This window comes from Rhizobium sp. P2_G2 (genome assembly GCF_056403555.1).
Window position 1 is genome coordinate 22,891 of sequence record NZ_JBFUFF010000069.1, and the last position, 16,175, is coordinate 39,065.

The window sequence follows — 16,175 nt, forward strand, 5'->3', positions numbered from 1 at the left end:
GCATTACCATGTCCGATCTCAACGCGAGCAAATCCGGCACTTTCCACATTGGCGGCACGCTCAAGGTCAATCGCCTCGGCTTCGGCGCCATGCGTGTCACCGGCTCCGGCATCTGGGGCGAACCGGCCGACCATGACCAGTCGATCCGCACCCTCAAGCGACTTCCCGAACTCGGAGTCGATTTTATCGACACAGCCGATTCCTATGGCCCAGACGTTTCCGAACAGCTGATCAAGGAGGCGCTGCATCCCTACAATGGCAGAGTGGTGATCGCCACCAAGGGCGGACTGACCCGGCAGGGTCCGAACCAGTGGCTGCCCGTGGGCCGTCCCGAATATCTCGAGCAGCAATTACACAAAAGCCTGAGGAATCTCGGCGTCGAGCAGATCGACCTATGGCAATTGCACCGCATCGACAGCAAGGTGCCGGCGGCGGAACAGTTCGACGTCATCAAGTCGTTCATCGACCAGGGGCTCGTCAAGCATGCCGGCCTGTCGGAAGTCTCGGTCGATGAAATCAGGGCGGCATCGAAGCATTTCAAGGTCGCCACGGTGCAGAACCGCTACAACCTGGTCGATCGGACCAGCGAAGATGTGCTGGATTATTGCGCGGAGCACGGCATCGGTTTCATTCCGTGGTTCCCGCTTGCCGCGGGCGACCTTGCCCGTCCTGGTTCTCTGCTCGACACGATCGCGCATAAGCACAATGCCGCGCCCAGCCAGGTGGCGCTCGCCTGGGTGCTGAAGCGCAGCCCGGTCATGCTGCCGATCCCCGGCACCTCCAAGGTGCGGCATCTGGAAGAGAACGTGGCGGCCGTCGACATCGCCTTGTCCGATGCCGATTTCGCAGCGCTTGACGCCGAAGGCCGCCGGCAATTCAAGGCGGCCTGAGGCTGAATATTAAATATTCCTGATACGGGAACTGTTGCAGATTCCATGGGTTTCCTCCTTGTCCAGCAAAACAATGCATCCGACAAGGAGGAAACCATGGCGAATTTCAATCGCAATGAACGTTTCAACAATCCGGGGCGCGAGCGCTTCGAGGGACCCTATGGCCGCGACCGCGACTTCCGCCGCAACCGCGGAGATTTTCCAGAATGGGATCGTTACGGTACCTCACGTGATCCCGGTCGCAGCGGCTATCCCGCCGGTGACCGCGAGGCGTGGCAGACCGATGATCTCGGCTATGGCGATTTCGGCTACAATGATGGCGGCTATCGCCGGACCGACCGCGACTATTATGACGATCATGAGCGCGGCTTTGCCCGCGGCTACGGCTATCAGGGCCATGATGACAACCGTTATGGGCGCCGCCGCGATTTCATCGACCGGGCGAGCGACGAAGTTGCATCCTGGTTCGGCGACGAGGATGCCGAGCGCCGCCGCAATATGGACCAGTTCCGCGGCAAGGGGCCGAAGGGCTATATCCGCACCGACGAACGCATTCGCGAAGATGTCAACGACAAGCTGAGCGACGACCCAATGCTCGACGCATCCGATATCGAGGTCAGCGTCGCGAGCGGTGAAGTGACGCTCAACGGCACGGTCAATGCGCGTCAGGACAAACGCCGCGCGGAAGATCTGACCGAAGCGGTGTCCGGCGTGAACCATCTGCAGAACAATCTGCGGGTCAAGACAACCAGCACCACCACCGCGGCCAGCATTGGCAGCTAATTTACCGGGGGGAGGCGGTGCCTCCCCCGCCTATGCAAGGATTGCGGTCATGCAATCCAGAAAGACTCACGACCAACAGATGCGCATCGTCGAGAAGCGCGACAGCACGGCCGGTGGCAACGAAGACCTGGGCATCGAGGCCGACCTCAAGCGGCCCGACGCTGCCGAGGAGGCGATGCGCAGGGGCTAGGACCTCAAAGGCCGTCGCGCGAGTGAGGACGACGACGGCATGACGCTTGGCAACCCGCAGGAAAGCGCGCATCATAAGCGAACTGGCCGGGCATGAGGCCGCGGCCTTTTTACGGGAGGTAATCATGTCACTGGTTCTGATCAGTACGGCCTTCGGCGAAGGCGCGCCCATCCCCGAAAAATTCTCGCGCTTCGGCGAGAACCTTTGCCCGCCGCTAAGATGGAACGGCGCGCCGCCGCACGTGCAGAGCTATGCTCTGGTGGTCGAGGATCCGGACGCGCCGAGCGGCACGTTCAGGCATTGCGGCATCTTCAACATTCCGGCGGAATGGGATGGCCTGCCACAAAGCGTCGATACGAGACCCGATGGCGGCCCGCGCTTTGCGGAGAACGATTTCGGCAATATCCGCTATGACGGGCCGCAACCGCCCAGGGGCCACGGCGTTCATCACTACCATTTCAAGCTTGCCGCACTCGACATTCCCAATCTCACCGTGCCGGCCTCGGCCGGGGTCGAGGCGATGTGGCGTGAGGTCAAGAAGCACACGCTCTCGCAGGCCGAACTGGTCGGCACGTTCGAGGTCCACTGAGCGAAAGGAGAACCCTCATGCCCGCAAAATCCGCAGCACAGCAGAAGGCCGCCGGCGCTGCACTGTCGGCCAAGCGCGGCGACACGCCGAAAAGCAAGCTTCGCGGCGCGTCGAAGAGCATGGCCAGTTCGATGAGCGAGAAAGAGCTGGAAAAGATGGCGCACACGCCCCGCAAGGACAAGCCGGAGCACAAGTCGAAAGACTAAGCAGACTTTCGTTGGCAAGCCAACGATTCATCCGCTTAGTCTTTTGTTTTCTCGCAGGCCCTTGCCGGAAAACCGTGGGACACTCTTCCGGAACCTGCTTAGCTCCTGCCAGGCGTCCCATCTTGGTGAGACGATCAGCGCCCTCGGCACGGCACTGGTCCCCGCCGGCATCCTGATGATGGTTGCCGGCAGAACATAGGTCGCCGCCGGAGGGCGACCCGAAGGATCCTCAGCCGAATTTCGGTGCGAGGCTGCCGGACTTGTAGCGCTTGGCCATTTCGGAAAGCGACAGCGGCTTGATCTTGTCGGCATTGCCGGCGGTGCCGAATTGCTCGAAACGTTCCTTGCAGAGCTTGGTCATCGCCGCCATCGCCGGCGTCAGGTATTTGCGCGGATCGAATTCCGATGGGTTTTCAGAAAACACCTTGCGGATCGCAGCCGTCATCGCCATGCGATTGTCGGTGTCGATATTGACCTTGCGCACGCCGTGCTTGATGCCGCGCTGGATTTCCTCGACCGGCACGCCCCAGGTGGGCTTCATCTGGCCACCGAATTTATTGATCATCTCCTGCAGGTCCTCCGGCACCGAAGACGATCCGTGCATGACCAGATGCGTGTTGGGCAGTTTCTGGTGGATCTTCTCGATCACATCCATGGCCAGCACTGCGCCGTCCGGCTTGCGGGAAAATTTATAGGCGCCATGGCTGGTGCCCATGGCCACCGCCAGCGCATCGACCTGGGTGTCCCGGACAAACTCGGCCGCCTGCTCCGGATCGGTGAGCAATTGGTCGTGACTGACAGTGCCTTCGAGGCCGTGGCCATCCTCCTGCTCGCCGCCGCCGGTTTCGAGCGAACCGAGAACGCCGATCTCGCCTTCCACCGATACGCCGGCCCAATGCGCCATATCCGTGACGCGGCGGGTAATGCCGGAATTGTACGGGTAGTCGGCTGCGGTCTTGCCGTCTTCCTTGAGCGAGCCGTCCATCATCACGGAGGTGAAGCCATGCTGGATGGCCGTGGCACAGGTGGCTTCGTTGTTGCCGTGGTCGAGATGCATGACGATCGGGATATCCGGATGCAATTCGACCAGCGCATCGATCAGCTTGGAGAGCACGACGTCATTGGCATAGGCGCGGGCGCCGCGGCTCATCTGCAGGATCACCGGCGAGCGGGTTGCTTCAGCCGCCTCCATGATCGCCAGCCCCTGCTCCATGTTGTTGATATTGAAGGCCGGCACGCCGTAAGTGTGCTCGGCGGCATGATCGAGAAGCTGTCTCAGCGTAATGCGTGCCACGAATATTTCCCCTTGGTTGCGAACGTTTCGCCGGTCTGCCTCTGACCAGGCTTTTCGACCCGGCATTTCAAACGGCTTAAACCGCCTTTAAAATTTTGCCTGTCGTTTCAGGTGCCGTGTGCGACCGCGAAAGTCAAGTGGCGATTTTCCAGCGATTTCGATGCAAAATCATATGATTATTGCCTGCGGCAGAATGTCCGGGGCAGCACATATAAGTTAAATCGATTGTATGACGCGAATATGCGTCATCATTGAAAAGGAACGAGAATTAACCGGCTCAAAAAATCAGCATGGCGATTGAGGCCAGCGCCATCACCAGCGTCGCCCCCCAGCCAAAGACCATCACCGGCGTCGAGACGGTGAAGCGGCCCATCTGGTCGCGCCTGTGGGCGACGACCATCATCGCCGCCATGATCGGCACTGCGACGAAGCCGTTGATCACCGCGCTCCAGAACAGCGCCCGGATTGGATCGATCGGCGAGAATTCGATGACGAGGCCGAGAAGGGTTGCGGCAGTGATGACGCCATAGAAGCCGATCGCCTCCCAGGGCTTGTTCTCGATCCCACATTTCCAGCCTCGCGCCTCGCCGAAGGCATAGGCCGCTGAACCTGCAAGCACCGGCAGCGACAAAAGCCCGGTGCCAATGATGCCGAGGCTGAAGAGCGCGAAGGCGAAATTGCCGGCAATCGGCTTCAGCGCCTCGGCGACGTCGGCGGCGCTGCCGATTTCGGTCTTGCCGTGCGCGTGGAGCGTCGCCGCCGTGCTGATCATGATCGCGATCGCCACGAGATTGGAGACCGCCATGCCCACCGTCGTGTCGATCGTGATACGCCGCAGCTCGCGCGGCGCCTGCTGCGGCTTCTTTTTCAGGGGCTCGGCGCCGGCTCGATCTCTTCCACCTCCTGCGAACTCTGCCAGAAGAATAGATATGGGCTGATCGTCGTGCCAAGCACGGCGACAATGAGGGTGAAGCTATCGCCGTTCGCTGCAAAGCCTGGCCAGACGAAGCCCTTGAGTACTGCGAACCAGTCGATCTTGACCACAAACAGTACGGCTACATAGGAGAGCAGTACAAGCGTCAGCCATTTGAGATAGCGCGCATAGGTCTCATACGTGACGAACATTTGCAGCGCCAGCGAGATCGCCGCAAGCGCGACCGTAAAGACAATGCTCGGGCCGCCGGTCGCAAGTGCCGCGGCAGCACCCATGGCAGCGAGATTGGCGCCGATATTGATGGTGTTGGCTGCAAACAGCATGAAGACGGTGCCGAGCACGAGGGGCTGAGGCAGGAGCCGCCGATATTCTTGGCAAGCCCGCAGCCGGTAACGCGGCCGATCTGGGCGCTCACCAATTGCACCGCCGTCATCAGCGGATAGGTGAGGATCATCGTCCAGAGCATGTTGAAGCCGAATTGCGCGCCAGCCTGCGAATAAGTGGCGATCCCGCTCGGATCGTCGTCGGCCGCGCCGGTGATCAGGCCGGGACCGAGTTGTTCGAGGAGAGCGGCGCGGCGCCAGCGCTTGAGCTGCGGGATGACTTTTTCGGTTGCGGTGGCCGGGGAGGAAGACTCGGCAGTCGTGCTCATGAACGAAGGGGCCTTTCCAAACGCCTCCTGTTAATCCCGATGGGCGACCGAAGTTCCAGCGGCCGTCAACGGTCGAGCAGATGCATGATTTCGGTGTCGAGAAGCTCAGGCTCGCTGGGCTTCGAGAGCCATCTGGCATCGTGCAGGATCCGGTCGCCGACGAAACTGCGATTGGCGCCGGAATAGACGAGGAACGGAACATTTTCCCGAGTCAGGTGTTCCGCCACCGTAACCGAAGGCTCGCTCTGCAGGCTGACCTCCATGACGGCCAGGTCGGGCCGAGCCCCAGAAAACCAGGCATGCGCCTGGGTCACGGAGGCAAGATGCACGATGTTGACGAAGCCTACCCGGCGCAACATGGCTTCGGTGTCGATCGCAATCAACGGCTGATCCTCCAGGAGGAGGACGGTCATACCCAAACGGTCCTTCATGCGACCCCACATTCGAAGCAAGCCGGCTGAGCATAGTGAAGTCCCAGGAAAATATGCGTTTTGTACGCTACCGCACCGGAGGCAGCGACCGCCTTGTCTTACATTTCGGCGACAGATAATCGTGCCGGTCAGCCGGGCCTCGTCTCAGAGCGTCCGAGGGGTCTCCACGTGCAGCAATCCGCTCTTCAGAACCGCATTCTCAGGCTGCTTCCCACAGATTCGTTCGCCTCAATCGCGGATGCATTCGAAGCGGTAGAACTGCCCCGCGCCTATGTCTTCTCCGAACCGCAGAAGGACAGCAAATACGCCTATTTCCCCGAAACCGGGATCGGCTCGATCGTGGCGATCTCGCCGGAGGGTCAGCAGTCGGAAGTCGGGATTTTCGGCCGCGAGGGCATGTCGCCGGCCTATCTCGTGCTCGAAACGGCGATGACGCCCTATTCGATTTTCATGCAGGTGCCTGGCGCAGGGTACCGTATTGCCAACGAGACGCTGTTTGCCGCAGCCCAGACCGATACTGCGTTGAGACGGCTCTTATTGCGCTATGCCTATGTGCTGTCGATCCAGACCGCCTATACCGGGCTTTCCAATTCCATCCATCACATCGACGTCCGGCTCGCCCGCTGGCTTCTGATGTGCCACGACCGCACTCGTAGCGATCAGTTCTCGCTGACGCATGAGTTCCTGGCGGTCATGCTCTCGGTGCGGCGTTCCAGCGTCACCAACGCCTTGCATATGCTCGAGGGCAAMCATCTGATCTATTCGGAGCGCAGCCTGATCACCATCCGTGACCGCAGGGCTCTGGAGGATTTCGCCGGAGACGCCTACGGCATTCCCGAATTGGAATATAGCCGACTGATCGGTCCGCTTTGATCGCGCGGCAGACTCTGCACCATGCTCAGGAAAACCGGATTGCATCTCGGAAGGCAACGGTTGCCAGCAGTGCGCCGTGACCGTCTCGAATCTCGAATTTCTGGCCGTCGACGACGTCCCCCGCCCTCACCCTGTCGGCAAGCAGGTGGCGCGCGGATTGCAGCGCTTCGGCGATCGCTGCATCAAGATCGGGCAGTTCGCTGCCGTCAGGATCCTCGATGATCGTCGCGCCGTCGACTATATGGAGATAGAATCTGGGCATGAGGCACTCGGGCTGCGGATATGCGGAAATGGTCTCGGCCGCGGTAGTGGGCGGTACCGTCCGGCTCCTCCCTCTGCCAGACCGGTTGTTCCGTCGCGCGGACAATCCATGCCGCCGCTCAACGCGACTGGTTTGCATGGCGTCCTCAGATTTGTCCGGTTAACGGGCTTATGCCCAATCCGTTCCGCTCCAAGGCGCGATAATACTTGACTTTTCTCAACAAAAGAACAAATTGAGAACATGACACAAAGGACAGGCAGCGCCGATCTTCCCTTGCATGGCGGTCGCGTGCCGCGCTGGCTCGGGGATCGGATGACACGCCTCGGCGTGCTGATCGCCGAAGCGATTGTGCAGGACTACGGCCGCGACGAATTCCTGCGGCGGCTGGCGCATCCCTTCTGGTTCCAGTCCTTCGGCGCAGTGATGGGCATGGACTGGCATTCCTCCGGCATCACGACAAGCGTGCTCGGGGCGCTGAAACGCGGCCTGCCGCCGCTGTCGCGAGAGCTTGGCCTTTATGTCTGCGGCGGCCGCGGGGCGCAGTCGCGCAAGACGCCGGACGAGCTGATCGGTGTCGGTGAGCGCACGGGCGTCGATGGGACTGCGTTGGCGCGCACCAGCCGCCTGGTCGCAAAGGTTGACAGCGCCGCGGTGCAGGATGGTTTCGAACTCTACCTGCACGGCTTCATCGTCGCCGATGACGGCAAGTGGGTGGTGGTCCAGCAGGGCATGAACGAGGATCTCAGGCAGGCGCGGCGCTATCACTGGCTGTCGGAAGGGCTGAAAAGCTTCGTCGACTCCCCACATGCAGCCATCGAGGGCCACCAGCAGGGTGAGATCGTCAATCTCACAGACCGCCGCGCAGMACCTTCCCGGACGGGCCAGCTGGACCTGCTGGCCAGCCTCGGCCCTGACGGCATTGTCCGGGAACTGGCTACGGTGGAAGGCAAACCGGTCGCGCCGCCGCAACAGGGTTTTCTGCCGCATCTGATCATGCCTGCACATCACGATGTCAGGCAGGAAGATGTCAACATGCGCCGCCTGCGCGGCAACCTGGCCGCCGCGGCCGATCGCGGGCCAGCCGATTTCGAGGAACTGCTGCTGGTGCCTGGCGTCGGCGCACGCACGGTCAAAGCGCTCGCCATGGTCGCCGAGGTGATACACGGAGCGCCTTGCCGCTTTTCCGATCCGGCGCGCTTCTCGCTTGCCCATGGCGGCAAGGACAGACATCCGTTTCCCGTGCCGATCAAGGTCTATGACGAGACGATCCGCACCATGCGATCGGCCGTCCGAAAGGGACGGTTGGGCCGCGATGAGGAGTTGCAGGCCCTGAAGCGGCTGGACGATCAGTCGCGACGGATCGAACACTATGTGACCGGCCCTGACCTCAAGGAATTCGTCGCCGATGAGTTCGAGCGATCGGCATCCTTCGGCGGCCGAAGCGTCTTCGGCTGGGAACCGGATTGGAGCGAAGCACGTTTCGATCCCGCGGAGACGAAGATCGGCGAGGCGAAGAGCGATGCACAATGACCTTCTGAGGAAAGCCGAAGAGATCGCGGTGGCGGCCCATCGCGGTCAGCTGGACAAGACAGGCCATCCGTTCAGCGACCATTTGCGGCGGGTCGCCGAACAGGTCGGCGGCCGCGACCAGAAGATGGTCGCTTATTTGCACGATGTCGTTGAGAAGGCAGATGGCTGGAGCCTGGATCGGCTCGCCAAAGAGGGCTTTCCTCCGGCCGTGGTCGAGGCCGTCGATGCCATGACGAAGCGCAACGGCGAGGATTATGCCGATTTCGTGCGCCGGGCGATCGCCGACCCACTGGCGCGGCCGGTGAAGCGCGCCGACCTCAAGGACAATTTGCAGCAGACGGAACGCAGTGGCGCCGATGGCAGCAAATACCGCATGGGGCTATCGATCCTGGAGGAGCAAGCGACAGCCAGTTAAGCCATCTCCGACGGAGCGGAGTTGGGGAAGGCGGAAAGAAAAACGGGTTTAGAGCATGCGGTCCTTCGTGAAGGCCAACGGACTTCAGTAGCGAGTGCAGACGGGCAACGCCTCCCGCAATCTCAGGCGCGAGCGAACTTCTTCGCTCAACAACTTCAAGAGCGCGCGCTCATGAGTTTGGTCGATCTTTTGTGATCGATAGAGCTGCGACTTGCCGTTGATTTTACGATCCGCTGGTGTCACATTCCGCGCCGACATCGGGGATCGCAGTGGGATTAGGCAAGCTTTCCAGACGGTTGTTTCTATTGACGCTGGTGGCGCTGCTGCCGGCGACGATGGCGCTGTTCTACAACTTTTATGCGATCCAGTCCGCCCGGGACGGCGAGATTCATTCCGCAGCACAGCAGACGGCGCAGTTGACTGCACTCGAATTGGAGCGGATCGTCGGCGGTGCGGAAAACGTGCTCATCGCGCTTTCGGTTGCTCCGGTGGTGCGGGGGCCAGACAGCGCCGCCTGTCTCAGCTATCTTCGTGCCGCCGGCGCGCGCCTGCCACAATTTTCCAGCCTCGCGGTGACGGACAGGCGGGGCATGATCACCTGTTCGCTGCGTGAAGAGAGTCTCGGCACTTCGATCGGCAACCGGCCCTATTTCAAGGAGGCCGTGGAGAAAGGTGGTTTCACCCTCGGCGGCTACATGGTCGGCCGTCTGACGAAGGAGCCGATGTTGCCGATGGCACTGCCGATCCGCGGCGACGATGCGCAGATATCGGGTATGGTCGTCGGCGGGCTGAGCCTCAACTGGCTCAGGCGGCGCATGGGCGAGCGTGGTTTCGCCAAGAACCGCACGCTTGCCATCGTCGACAGCACCGGCATCGTCATCGCGCGCGTGCCCGAAGCCCCCGGCTATGTCGGCCGTGAGGTCTCTGCCCAGTTTCGGGCGCTTCTCGCCGCCGGGGAACCCGGAACGATGACGACGACGGGACGGGACGGCATCGAGCGCATCTACTCCTATTATCCAGCAGCGCCAAACCTGGCACCTGGCCTCTTCGTTACTGCCGGCATATCCACCGAGGAAGCCTATGCCACAATCCACGAAGCCGGCTCGATCGGCCTTGCCATCATCGTCGCCAGCTTGCTGCTCTCCTTCGTTCTGGCGTGGGTCACGAGCACCGAACTGATCCGCCGGCCGGTTCGGACGCTGACCAGCACGATCGCGGCCTGGCGGGCCGGCAACGGTGCGGCGCGCACGGGGATGAGCGAGACAAGCGGCGAACTTGGCATCGTCGGCAAAGCCATCGACGGTTTCCTGTCCGAACTGGTCGCCGCACGGCTCGCGGCGGCGGCGGCCGAAGAGCGGCGCGAACTTCTCGTCCATGAATTGGACCATCGCATCAAGAACCTCCTGGCAACCGTTCAGTCGGTGGCCCGGCAGACGCTCAGATCCGAAGGCACGGGCGACGAGACCGTGAAAGTATTCACCAAACGACTGAATGCACTCAGCGAGGCGCATGGCCTTCTGATGCGGGATGACGGCCAGTCCGCTGGAATGCGCGACATGGTGGAGTCGGCGATCCGCCCGTTTGCCGGCGACAAGGCGACGCAGTTTACGGTGCGCGGCCCGAATTTCCAGGTCAAGGCCAAGGGCGTGTTGTCGATCAGCATGGCGTTGCACGAACTCTGCACCAACGCCGTGAAATACGGAGCGCTCCGAACGTCGACCGGAAAGATCACGGTCGAATGGTCGATCGACAATGAAGGGGAAGCGGACAACGAAATGTTGCGGCTGGTCTGGACCGAAACCGGAGGACCGCCGGTGACTTCGCCCGACAAGCTCGGCTTCGGATCGAAGATGATCGAGCGGGTGCTCGGTTACGAATTGGAGGCGGAGGTCGAGACTTCGTATGCCGAGAGTGGCGTGATCTTTACGCTGACGACGCCGATGGCACGTGTTCGCCTGGCGCAGACAACAGGCGCCGCCTAGACCCTTCACGCTTCCAGCATGGCCGAGCCGCCCGAAAGCGCCGCCTTGATTGCTGAACCGAGGTCCTGGATCGAGAACGGCTTCTTGATGACCGGCCGATGCGCATGCTCGGCAGCGATCGCGGGTCTGCCATAGCCGGTGGCGAACAGATAGGGCACGCCCTTTCCGGCGATCGCATCAGCCACAGGGAACGACATTTCGCCGTTGAGATTGACGTCGAGAATTGCCAGGTCGAAATCCAGCGTCGCAACCAGCGGCAGCGCGGCTGCCACGCGCGAGGCAATGCCGGCGATCTCGAAGCCCAGTTCGGCAAGCATGTCCTCGATCAGCATGACGACGAACGCCTCGTCTTCCACGATCAGGACACGCGCTGGGGCATCACGCATGCGACACCTCTCTCGCGAGGCCATTGCTGTCGCGGAGAAGTGGGTCTTCAGTGTTGAACAGGCGTTCGGCGCAGCATGCCGACACCCGGTGGAAACACGACACGCGCATGCCGGCGGATGCAAGCCCTGCTCTATTTACAACACATTTCTTCCGGTGCCGCGGTGAAGGCCAGATCGCCCCACCCGCGCCCTCGGCCAGTCCCCCATACGATGCCGGCATGCACTGCTCCCGCCAAGAGGTGTTTTGAATTGAGAATTATCAAATTTATACTATCCCCATTTTTTTGCAGATGGAATGAATCGAGGTGTCGATAATGGAAATTCATGCAAGGCTGAGGGCTTTCCACAGCCTCGGGGGGCTCATGGGCGTGGAGAAAGCGCGCAAGAACGGGCAAATTAGGCCACGGACCGCCGGAAGGTCGAAACAAGAGGCCCGTCAAGCTCGTGCTCAGCGTGCGGGGCGGCCAAGCGATTTGTGGGTCGGCAGCCAGTCGCCATGCGCCTTTGGCGGTTCCGGGTCGGGAGAGGCGGAGCCAGCGGCGGCCGGGCGCTGTGTGCGTGGAGCGGCAGGCACTTGCGGGTCGGCGAGCAGACCACCCACACCGGGGTCACCATGGATGTCCGGAAGGCCGGATTGCGCGGGCTGCTCGCATCCAATGGGATCGTCTTGCGATTTTGCTGTCCTGCGGTTGCTCAATGTCCGGCTCCAGGTTTTGCCGGATCAACCGTCACTGCGCCGCCGTGGTTCCCTGAGCGGTGCGATTTCCGTAGCGATGCCGGAGCCTTCGCGAAAATAGAGCTTGAGCGCAACACTACAATAGGCTTTCAGCTTTGCCCTGCATGTCACGCCGCGATCGTAAGTCTTCAGCAGAAAAGCGGCAAGGCGCTCTTCGTCGGCTGGCGCACGCGGAAAACCATCTTCTTCGCGCATCTCGTCCATGAGCGCCCGCAGCATGCCGAGTTCCTCCGGAAGGAACACGCCCGGACTATGAGCCGATGTGTGAACAGACATCGTTCGTTTCCCTCAGCCTGTCGAATGCGTCGGTCCGCGCTGGTTCACGCCCCGTGGACCCCGCCTCTCCATAAGTATTCAAAACCGGGCCGTTGAAAAGGGGTAGATTTTCCCCCTTAGTTTTTGGGGTAGCGTGGCTGTCCGGCAGGAGCACTCACCCGCATCGATGCGGCATCGACGGCTCTGTTGCCGACAGCGAGGGATTAGGAAACCCGATCAGGCAATTTGTCGCATCGCGCGGCAGCCGTGATACGGTTAACGCTCGTTGCGATTTGCCGGCGAATGCCTAGATGGGCCAGGCCCGGACGGCCTTCAAATGACGACGGCGCAAGGATGGCGCGAAGCTGACCTGTTGGCTGTTTGTAAAGACGCGTGGCGGTTTTCCTATTGATTGTCTGTCGTAATCAAGAGTATTGCCGTATAAACATAGCATGCATCGTTTTCAGGCTTTCTGCACCGGCAAAAGGCAGGATGAACTGGCGATAGGCAATTGCGAAAATCTACTCATGAACAAAATAAGAGGCTGAGGTGAACCCTGCTCCGAAAAAAAACGGTGTGGAAGAACTGCGCGCCGCTCTGTCAGAAAGCCGCTTCGCTTTTATCTCCATCGGCATATTCTCGTTCTTCGTGAACTTGCTCGTGCTGACCGGATCGCTCTACAGCTTGCAGGTCTATGACCGCGTGCTCACCAGCCGGTCCGAGCCGACACTGGTGGTGCTGACCATCCTGCTGGTGATGATGTATGCGATCATGGGCGTACTGGATCATGCCCGCGGCCGGCTTGCGGCGCGGATCGGCTCACGTTTCCAGGCATCCCTTGAAACGCGCGTCTTCCGCATCGTCACCGACCGGACCATGCTGGCGGCGCAAGGCGTTAATACCGCGACTGCCATGCGCGACCTCGATTCGGTTCAGCGCGTCATCTCGTCACCGGCCGCCTTTGCCGTGTTCGACATTCCCTGGACGCCGGTTTTCGTCCTCATCATCTTCATTTTCCACACCTATATGGGCATTCTCGGCGTCGCCGGCGGTGYGATCCTGATCTGCCTCACCTGGCTCAACCAGAACGGCACCAAGGGCGATCAGGAAAGGGCGATGAACACCACGCGCCTTTCGGAAGAAATGACCTCGACGCTGCAGCGCGAGGCCGACACTGTGCGTGCGCTGGGCATGCGCGGCGCCACCGCCATCCGCTGGAAATCGCTGCGCGAGGACACGCTGGTCGCCAACCTCCATTACAGCGACAATAACGGCTTCTATTCGATCACATCGAAGACGTTCCGCATTTTCCTGCAGTCCGCCATTCTCGGCATGGGCGCCTGGCTGGCTATCCAGGGCCACATCAGTTCGGGCGCGATGCTGGCGAGCTCGATCATCATCGGTCGCGCATTGTCGCCGATCGAGACCATGATCGCCCAGTGGTCGATGATCCAGCGCGGCCGGCAGGGCTGGAAAGGCCTTTCGGACGTGCTCAGCAAGGTGCCGCCGGAAGCGCCCCGCACCACCCTGCCCCGGCCGCGCGCCATCCTGGAAGTGCAGAACATTTCCGTCGTACCGCCGGGCGAACGGATTCCGACGCTGCGCAATCTTTCTTTCGAATTGCCTCCCGGCCAGGCGCTCGGCGTCATCGGCCAATCGGGTTCCGGCAAATCGACATTGGCACGCGTGCTGACCGGCGTCTGGCCGATCCAGGCCGGACGTGTCAGGCTCGATGGCGCATCGATCGAACAGTATAGCGTCGACGACCTCGCCAACTATGTCGGCTACCTGCCGCAGGAAGTGGCCCTGTTCGAAGGCACGATCGCCGAGAACATTTCCCGCCTGTCGCTTGAACCGGATTCCGAAAAGGTCGTATCCGCCGCGCAGAAGGCGGCCGCCCACGACCTGGTGCTCAGGCTCGGTAACGGCTACGACACGAAGCTGCCGGCGCAAGGCCAGCGCCTGTCCGGCGGCCAGAAACAGCGCATCGGCCTCGCCCGCGCGCTCTATGGCGACCCGGTCATCCTGGTGCTCGACGAACCGAACGCCAATCTCGACGCCGAAGGCTCGGCGGCGCTCAATGTCGCCATCCGCAACGCCAAGAAGGACGGCCGGTCGGTCGTCATCATGGCGCATCGGCCAGCTGCGATCGAGGAATGCGACCTGATCCTCATCCTCGAAGGCGGCAATCGCGTTGCTTTCGGACCGCGCGACGAAGTGCTGAAGCAGCATCTCAAAAATTACCAGGCGATCGGCACGACCGGCGGACAGCCACAGCAGCCGCCACAGGTTGCCGGCCCCTCGGGCCCGGCCCAGCCGCCGCAGGGCTCCGGCCCGCAGGCGCCGACACCGCATCCCCCGCGACCGGCAGGTCCTGCGCCAACGCCTGGCAATGCACCGACCGGTGGCGCTTCGCCGCTACCGGGCCTGCTCGGCACCGGCCTGCTCGCCGGCGGCGCCCCGCGCGGCCTCGGCGCGCCGCCCAAAAAGCTGACGGATCAAAGTCAGCATGAGGGCGAGACGAAGACGGATGACAGCAGCGATGCGACCGCCGCTGATGGTCCCGAACCACAGTTGAAAGAAGGGAGTGGCCAATGACACTCACCCAACCGACCTATGGCGCCTTGCCTGCGCCCAAAAAGCAGCAGATCAAGGTGTTGAGCTCGCGGCGCTATCTGATCATGGGGTTCGTCACCCTCGCCTTGCTGGTGCTCGGACTTGGCTCGTGGTCGGTCTTTACCGAGATGGCCGGCGCAGTGGTCGGCAGCGGCGTCATCGAAGTCGAAACCAAGCGCCAGGTCGTGCAACATGCCGTCGGCGGCGTCGTCGGCCAGATTCTGGTCAAGGAAGGCGACCCGGTCAAGGCTGGCCAGACGCTGGTCGTGTTCGACGACACATTCGACAAGGCCGAACTCGCCGTCATCGAAAGCCAGCTTTTCCCGCTTCTCGGGACGCGCGCACGGCTGATCGCCGAGCAGGATGAAACACCACAGGCGAGCTTCGATCCCGAACTCGTTGCGCGGGCGAAGACCGACCCTACCGCGGCTGAAATCATGCGCGGCCAAGCCGATCTCTTGCTCGCCCGTCGCATGACCCGCGACAAGCAGATCGCCCAGTTGCAGGAGCGCAAGGCGCAGATCCAGAAGCAGATCGACGGTCTCGATGCTCGTATCGGTGCGCTCAAGAACCAGCTGACGCTGATCAATTCCGACCTCAGCGGCCAGCAAGCCCTGCTGCAACAGGGCCTGACGCAGAAGAGCCGGGTGATCTCGCTGCAGCGTGACGCGGCACAAGCTGAAGGCAATATCAGCGAATCGGAATCCTCTATCGCCGAAGCCAAGGCGCGCATCGCCGAAATGGAATCGGCGATCATCAATGTCAGCGCCCAGATGCGCGAAGATGCGATCAAGGAACTTGCCGATACCGATGCCAAGGCCGCGGAACTCAGGGAGCGCCGCATTTCCACGCTCGCGACGCTATCGCGTGTCTTGGTCACGGCACCGATGGAGGGACATGTCTTCAACATGCAGGTGCATGCGGTCCGTCAGGTCATCCGCGCCGCCGAGCCGATGATGGAAATCGTGCCCGACAATGTGAAGCTCGTCGTCAGCGTCCAGGTGCCGCCGTCGCAGATCGATCAGGTGCATCTCAACACGCCGGTGATCATCCGCTTCAACAGCTTCGACCATCGCCATACGCCCGATCTCAAGGGGGTGGTCAAACGCGTCTCGGCCGACATCATCACCAATGAGCGCACCGGCCAGAGT

The 16,175-nt window shown here is 61.6% G+C and carries 16 protein-coding genes and 1 pseudogene; 11 read left to right on the forward strand and 6 right to left on the reverse strand.

Annotated elements, in window-relative coordinates:
* Window positions 1-8 precede the first annotated feature (8 nt).
* The 5 genes from AC1D06_RS30765 to AC1D06_RS30785 all read left to right on the forward strand — a co-directional run bounded on the left by AC1D06_RS30765 (window position 9) and on the right by AC1D06_RS30785 (window position 2,658).
* Window positions 9-890, forward strand: a complete 882-nt coding sequence (locus AC1D06_RS30765) for an aldo/keto reductase (protein WP_477880002.1) — start codon at window positions 9-11, stop codon at window positions 888-890.
* A 96-nt stretch (window positions 891-986) separates the two neighbouring features.
* Window positions 987-1,673: a BON domain-containing protein gene (locus tag AC1D06_RS30770; RefSeq protein WP_477880004.1), complete on the forward strand. Its 687-nt coding sequence runs from the start codon at window positions 987-989 to the stop codon at window positions 1,671-1,673.
* A 49-nt stretch (window positions 1,674-1,722) separates the two neighbouring features.
* Window positions 1,723-1,863, forward strand: coding sequence for a hypothetical protein (locus AC1D06_RS30775; protein ID WP_477880006.1), 141 nt, complete (start codon window positions 1,723-1,725; stop codon window positions 1,861-1,863).
* A gap of 124 nt (window positions 1,864-1,987) precedes the next feature.
* Window positions 1,988-2,452, forward strand: a complete 465-nt coding sequence (locus AC1D06_RS30780) for a YbhB/YbcL family Raf kinase inhibitor-like protein (protein WP_477880008.1) — start codon at window positions 1,988-1,990, stop codon at window positions 2,450-2,452.
* Window positions 2,453-2,469: 17 nt separating this feature from the next.
* On the forward strand, window positions 2,470-2,658 hold the full coding sequence (locus tag AC1D06_RS30785; protein WP_477880009.1) for a DUF3008 family protein: 189 nt from the start codon (window positions 2,470-2,472) through the stop codon (window positions 2,656-2,658).
* A gap of 229 nt (window positions 2,659-2,887) precedes the next feature.
* Here AC1D06_RS30785 and fba read toward each other — a convergent pair whose 3' ends face one another.
* From fba to AC1D06_RS30800, 3 genes and pseudogenes are all read right to left on the reverse strand, one after another.
* On the reverse strand, window positions 2,888-3,952 hold the full coding sequence (gene fba / locus AC1D06_RS30790) for a class II fructose-bisphosphate aldolase (RefSeq protein WP_477989741.1): 1,065 nt from the start codon (window positions 3,950-3,952) through the stop codon (window positions 2,888-2,890).
* A gap of 277 nt (window positions 3,953-4,229) precedes the next feature.
* A pseudogene (locus AC1D06_RS30795) lies at window positions 4,230-5,538 on the reverse strand (Nramp family divalent metal transporter).
* A 65-nt stretch (window positions 5,539-5,603) separates the two neighbouring features.
* Window positions 5,604-5,951 (reverse strand): response regulator, encoded by a 348-nt coding sequence (locus AC1D06_RS30800; protein WP_477880012.1) that lies wholly within the window; start codon window positions 5,949-5,951, stop codon window positions 5,604-5,606.
* A gap of 186 nt (window positions 5,952-6,137) precedes the next feature.
* On the opposite strand from AC1D06_RS30800, the gene AC1D06_RS30805 reads away from it, so the two are divergent.
* Window positions 6,138-6,842: a Crp/Fnr family transcriptional regulator gene (locus AC1D06_RS30805; RefSeq protein WP_477989742.1), complete on the forward strand. Its 705-nt coding sequence runs from the start codon at window positions 6,138-6,140 to the stop codon at window positions 6,840-6,842.
* 25 nt (window positions 6,843-6,867) lie between these two features.
* On the opposite strand, the gene AC1D06_RS30810 is transcribed toward AC1D06_RS30805, so the two are convergent.
* Window positions 6,868-7,104 carry a DUF6894 family protein gene (locus tag AC1D06_RS30810; RefSeq protein WP_477880015.1) on the reverse strand — a complete coding sequence of 79 codons (237 nt, stop codon included), beginning with the start codon at window positions 7,102-7,104 and terminating at the stop codon, window positions 6,868-6,870.
* 240 nt (window positions 7,105-7,344) lie between these two features.
* On the opposite strand from AC1D06_RS30810, the gene AC1D06_RS30815 reads away from it, so the two are divergent.
* From AC1D06_RS30815 to AC1D06_RS30825, 3 genes are all read left to right on the forward strand, one after another.
* Complete coding sequence (locus AC1D06_RS30815) at window positions 7,345-8,634, forward strand: DUF763 domain-containing protein (RefSeq protein WP_477989743.1); 1,290 nt, start codon at window positions 7,345-7,347, stop codon at window positions 8,632-8,634.
* On the forward strand, window positions 8,624-9,049 hold the full coding sequence (locus AC1D06_RS30820) for an HD domain-containing protein (RefSeq protein ID WP_477989744.1): 426 nt from the start codon (window positions 8,624-8,626) through the stop codon (window positions 9,047-9,049). The genes AC1D06_RS30815 and AC1D06_RS30820 overlap by 11 nt, the downstream gene beginning before the upstream one ends.
* A gap of 269 nt (window positions 9,050-9,318) precedes the next feature.
* The gene (locus AC1D06_RS30825; protein ID WP_477880020.1) at window positions 9,319-11,031 is read left to right on the forward strand and encodes a sensor histidine kinase; all 1,713 of its coding nucleotides are present in this window, start codon (window positions 9,319-9,321) and stop codon (window positions 11,029-11,031) included.
* 5 nt (window positions 11,032-11,036) lie between these two features.
* Here the strand turns inward: AC1D06_RS30825 and AC1D06_RS30830 are convergent, their stop codons facing one another.
* On the reverse strand, window positions 11,037-11,417 hold the full coding sequence (locus AC1D06_RS30830; protein WP_477989745.1) for a response regulator: 381 nt from the start codon (window positions 11,415-11,417) through the stop codon (window positions 11,037-11,039).
* A 721-nt stretch (window positions 11,418-12,138) separates the two neighbouring features.
* Window positions 12,139-12,429, reverse strand: a complete 291-nt coding sequence (locus tag AC1D06_RS30835; protein WP_477989746.1) for a hypothetical protein — start codon at window positions 12,427-12,429, stop codon at window positions 12,139-12,141.
* 528 nt (window positions 12,430-12,957) lie between these two features.
* Here AC1D06_RS30835 and AC1D06_RS30840 point away from each other — a divergent pair.
* Window positions 12,958-15,006, forward strand: coding sequence for a type I secretion system permease/ATPase (locus tag AC1D06_RS30840; protein WP_477989747.1), 2,049 nt, complete (start codon window positions 12,958-12,960; stop codon window positions 15,004-15,006).
* A partial coding sequence (locus AC1D06_RS30845) for an HlyD family type I secretion periplasmic adaptor subunit (RefSeq protein WP_477989748.1) occupies window positions 15,003-16,175 on the forward strand: 1,173 nt, incomplete at its 3' end. The genes AC1D06_RS30840 and AC1D06_RS30845, both read left to right, overlap by 4 nt.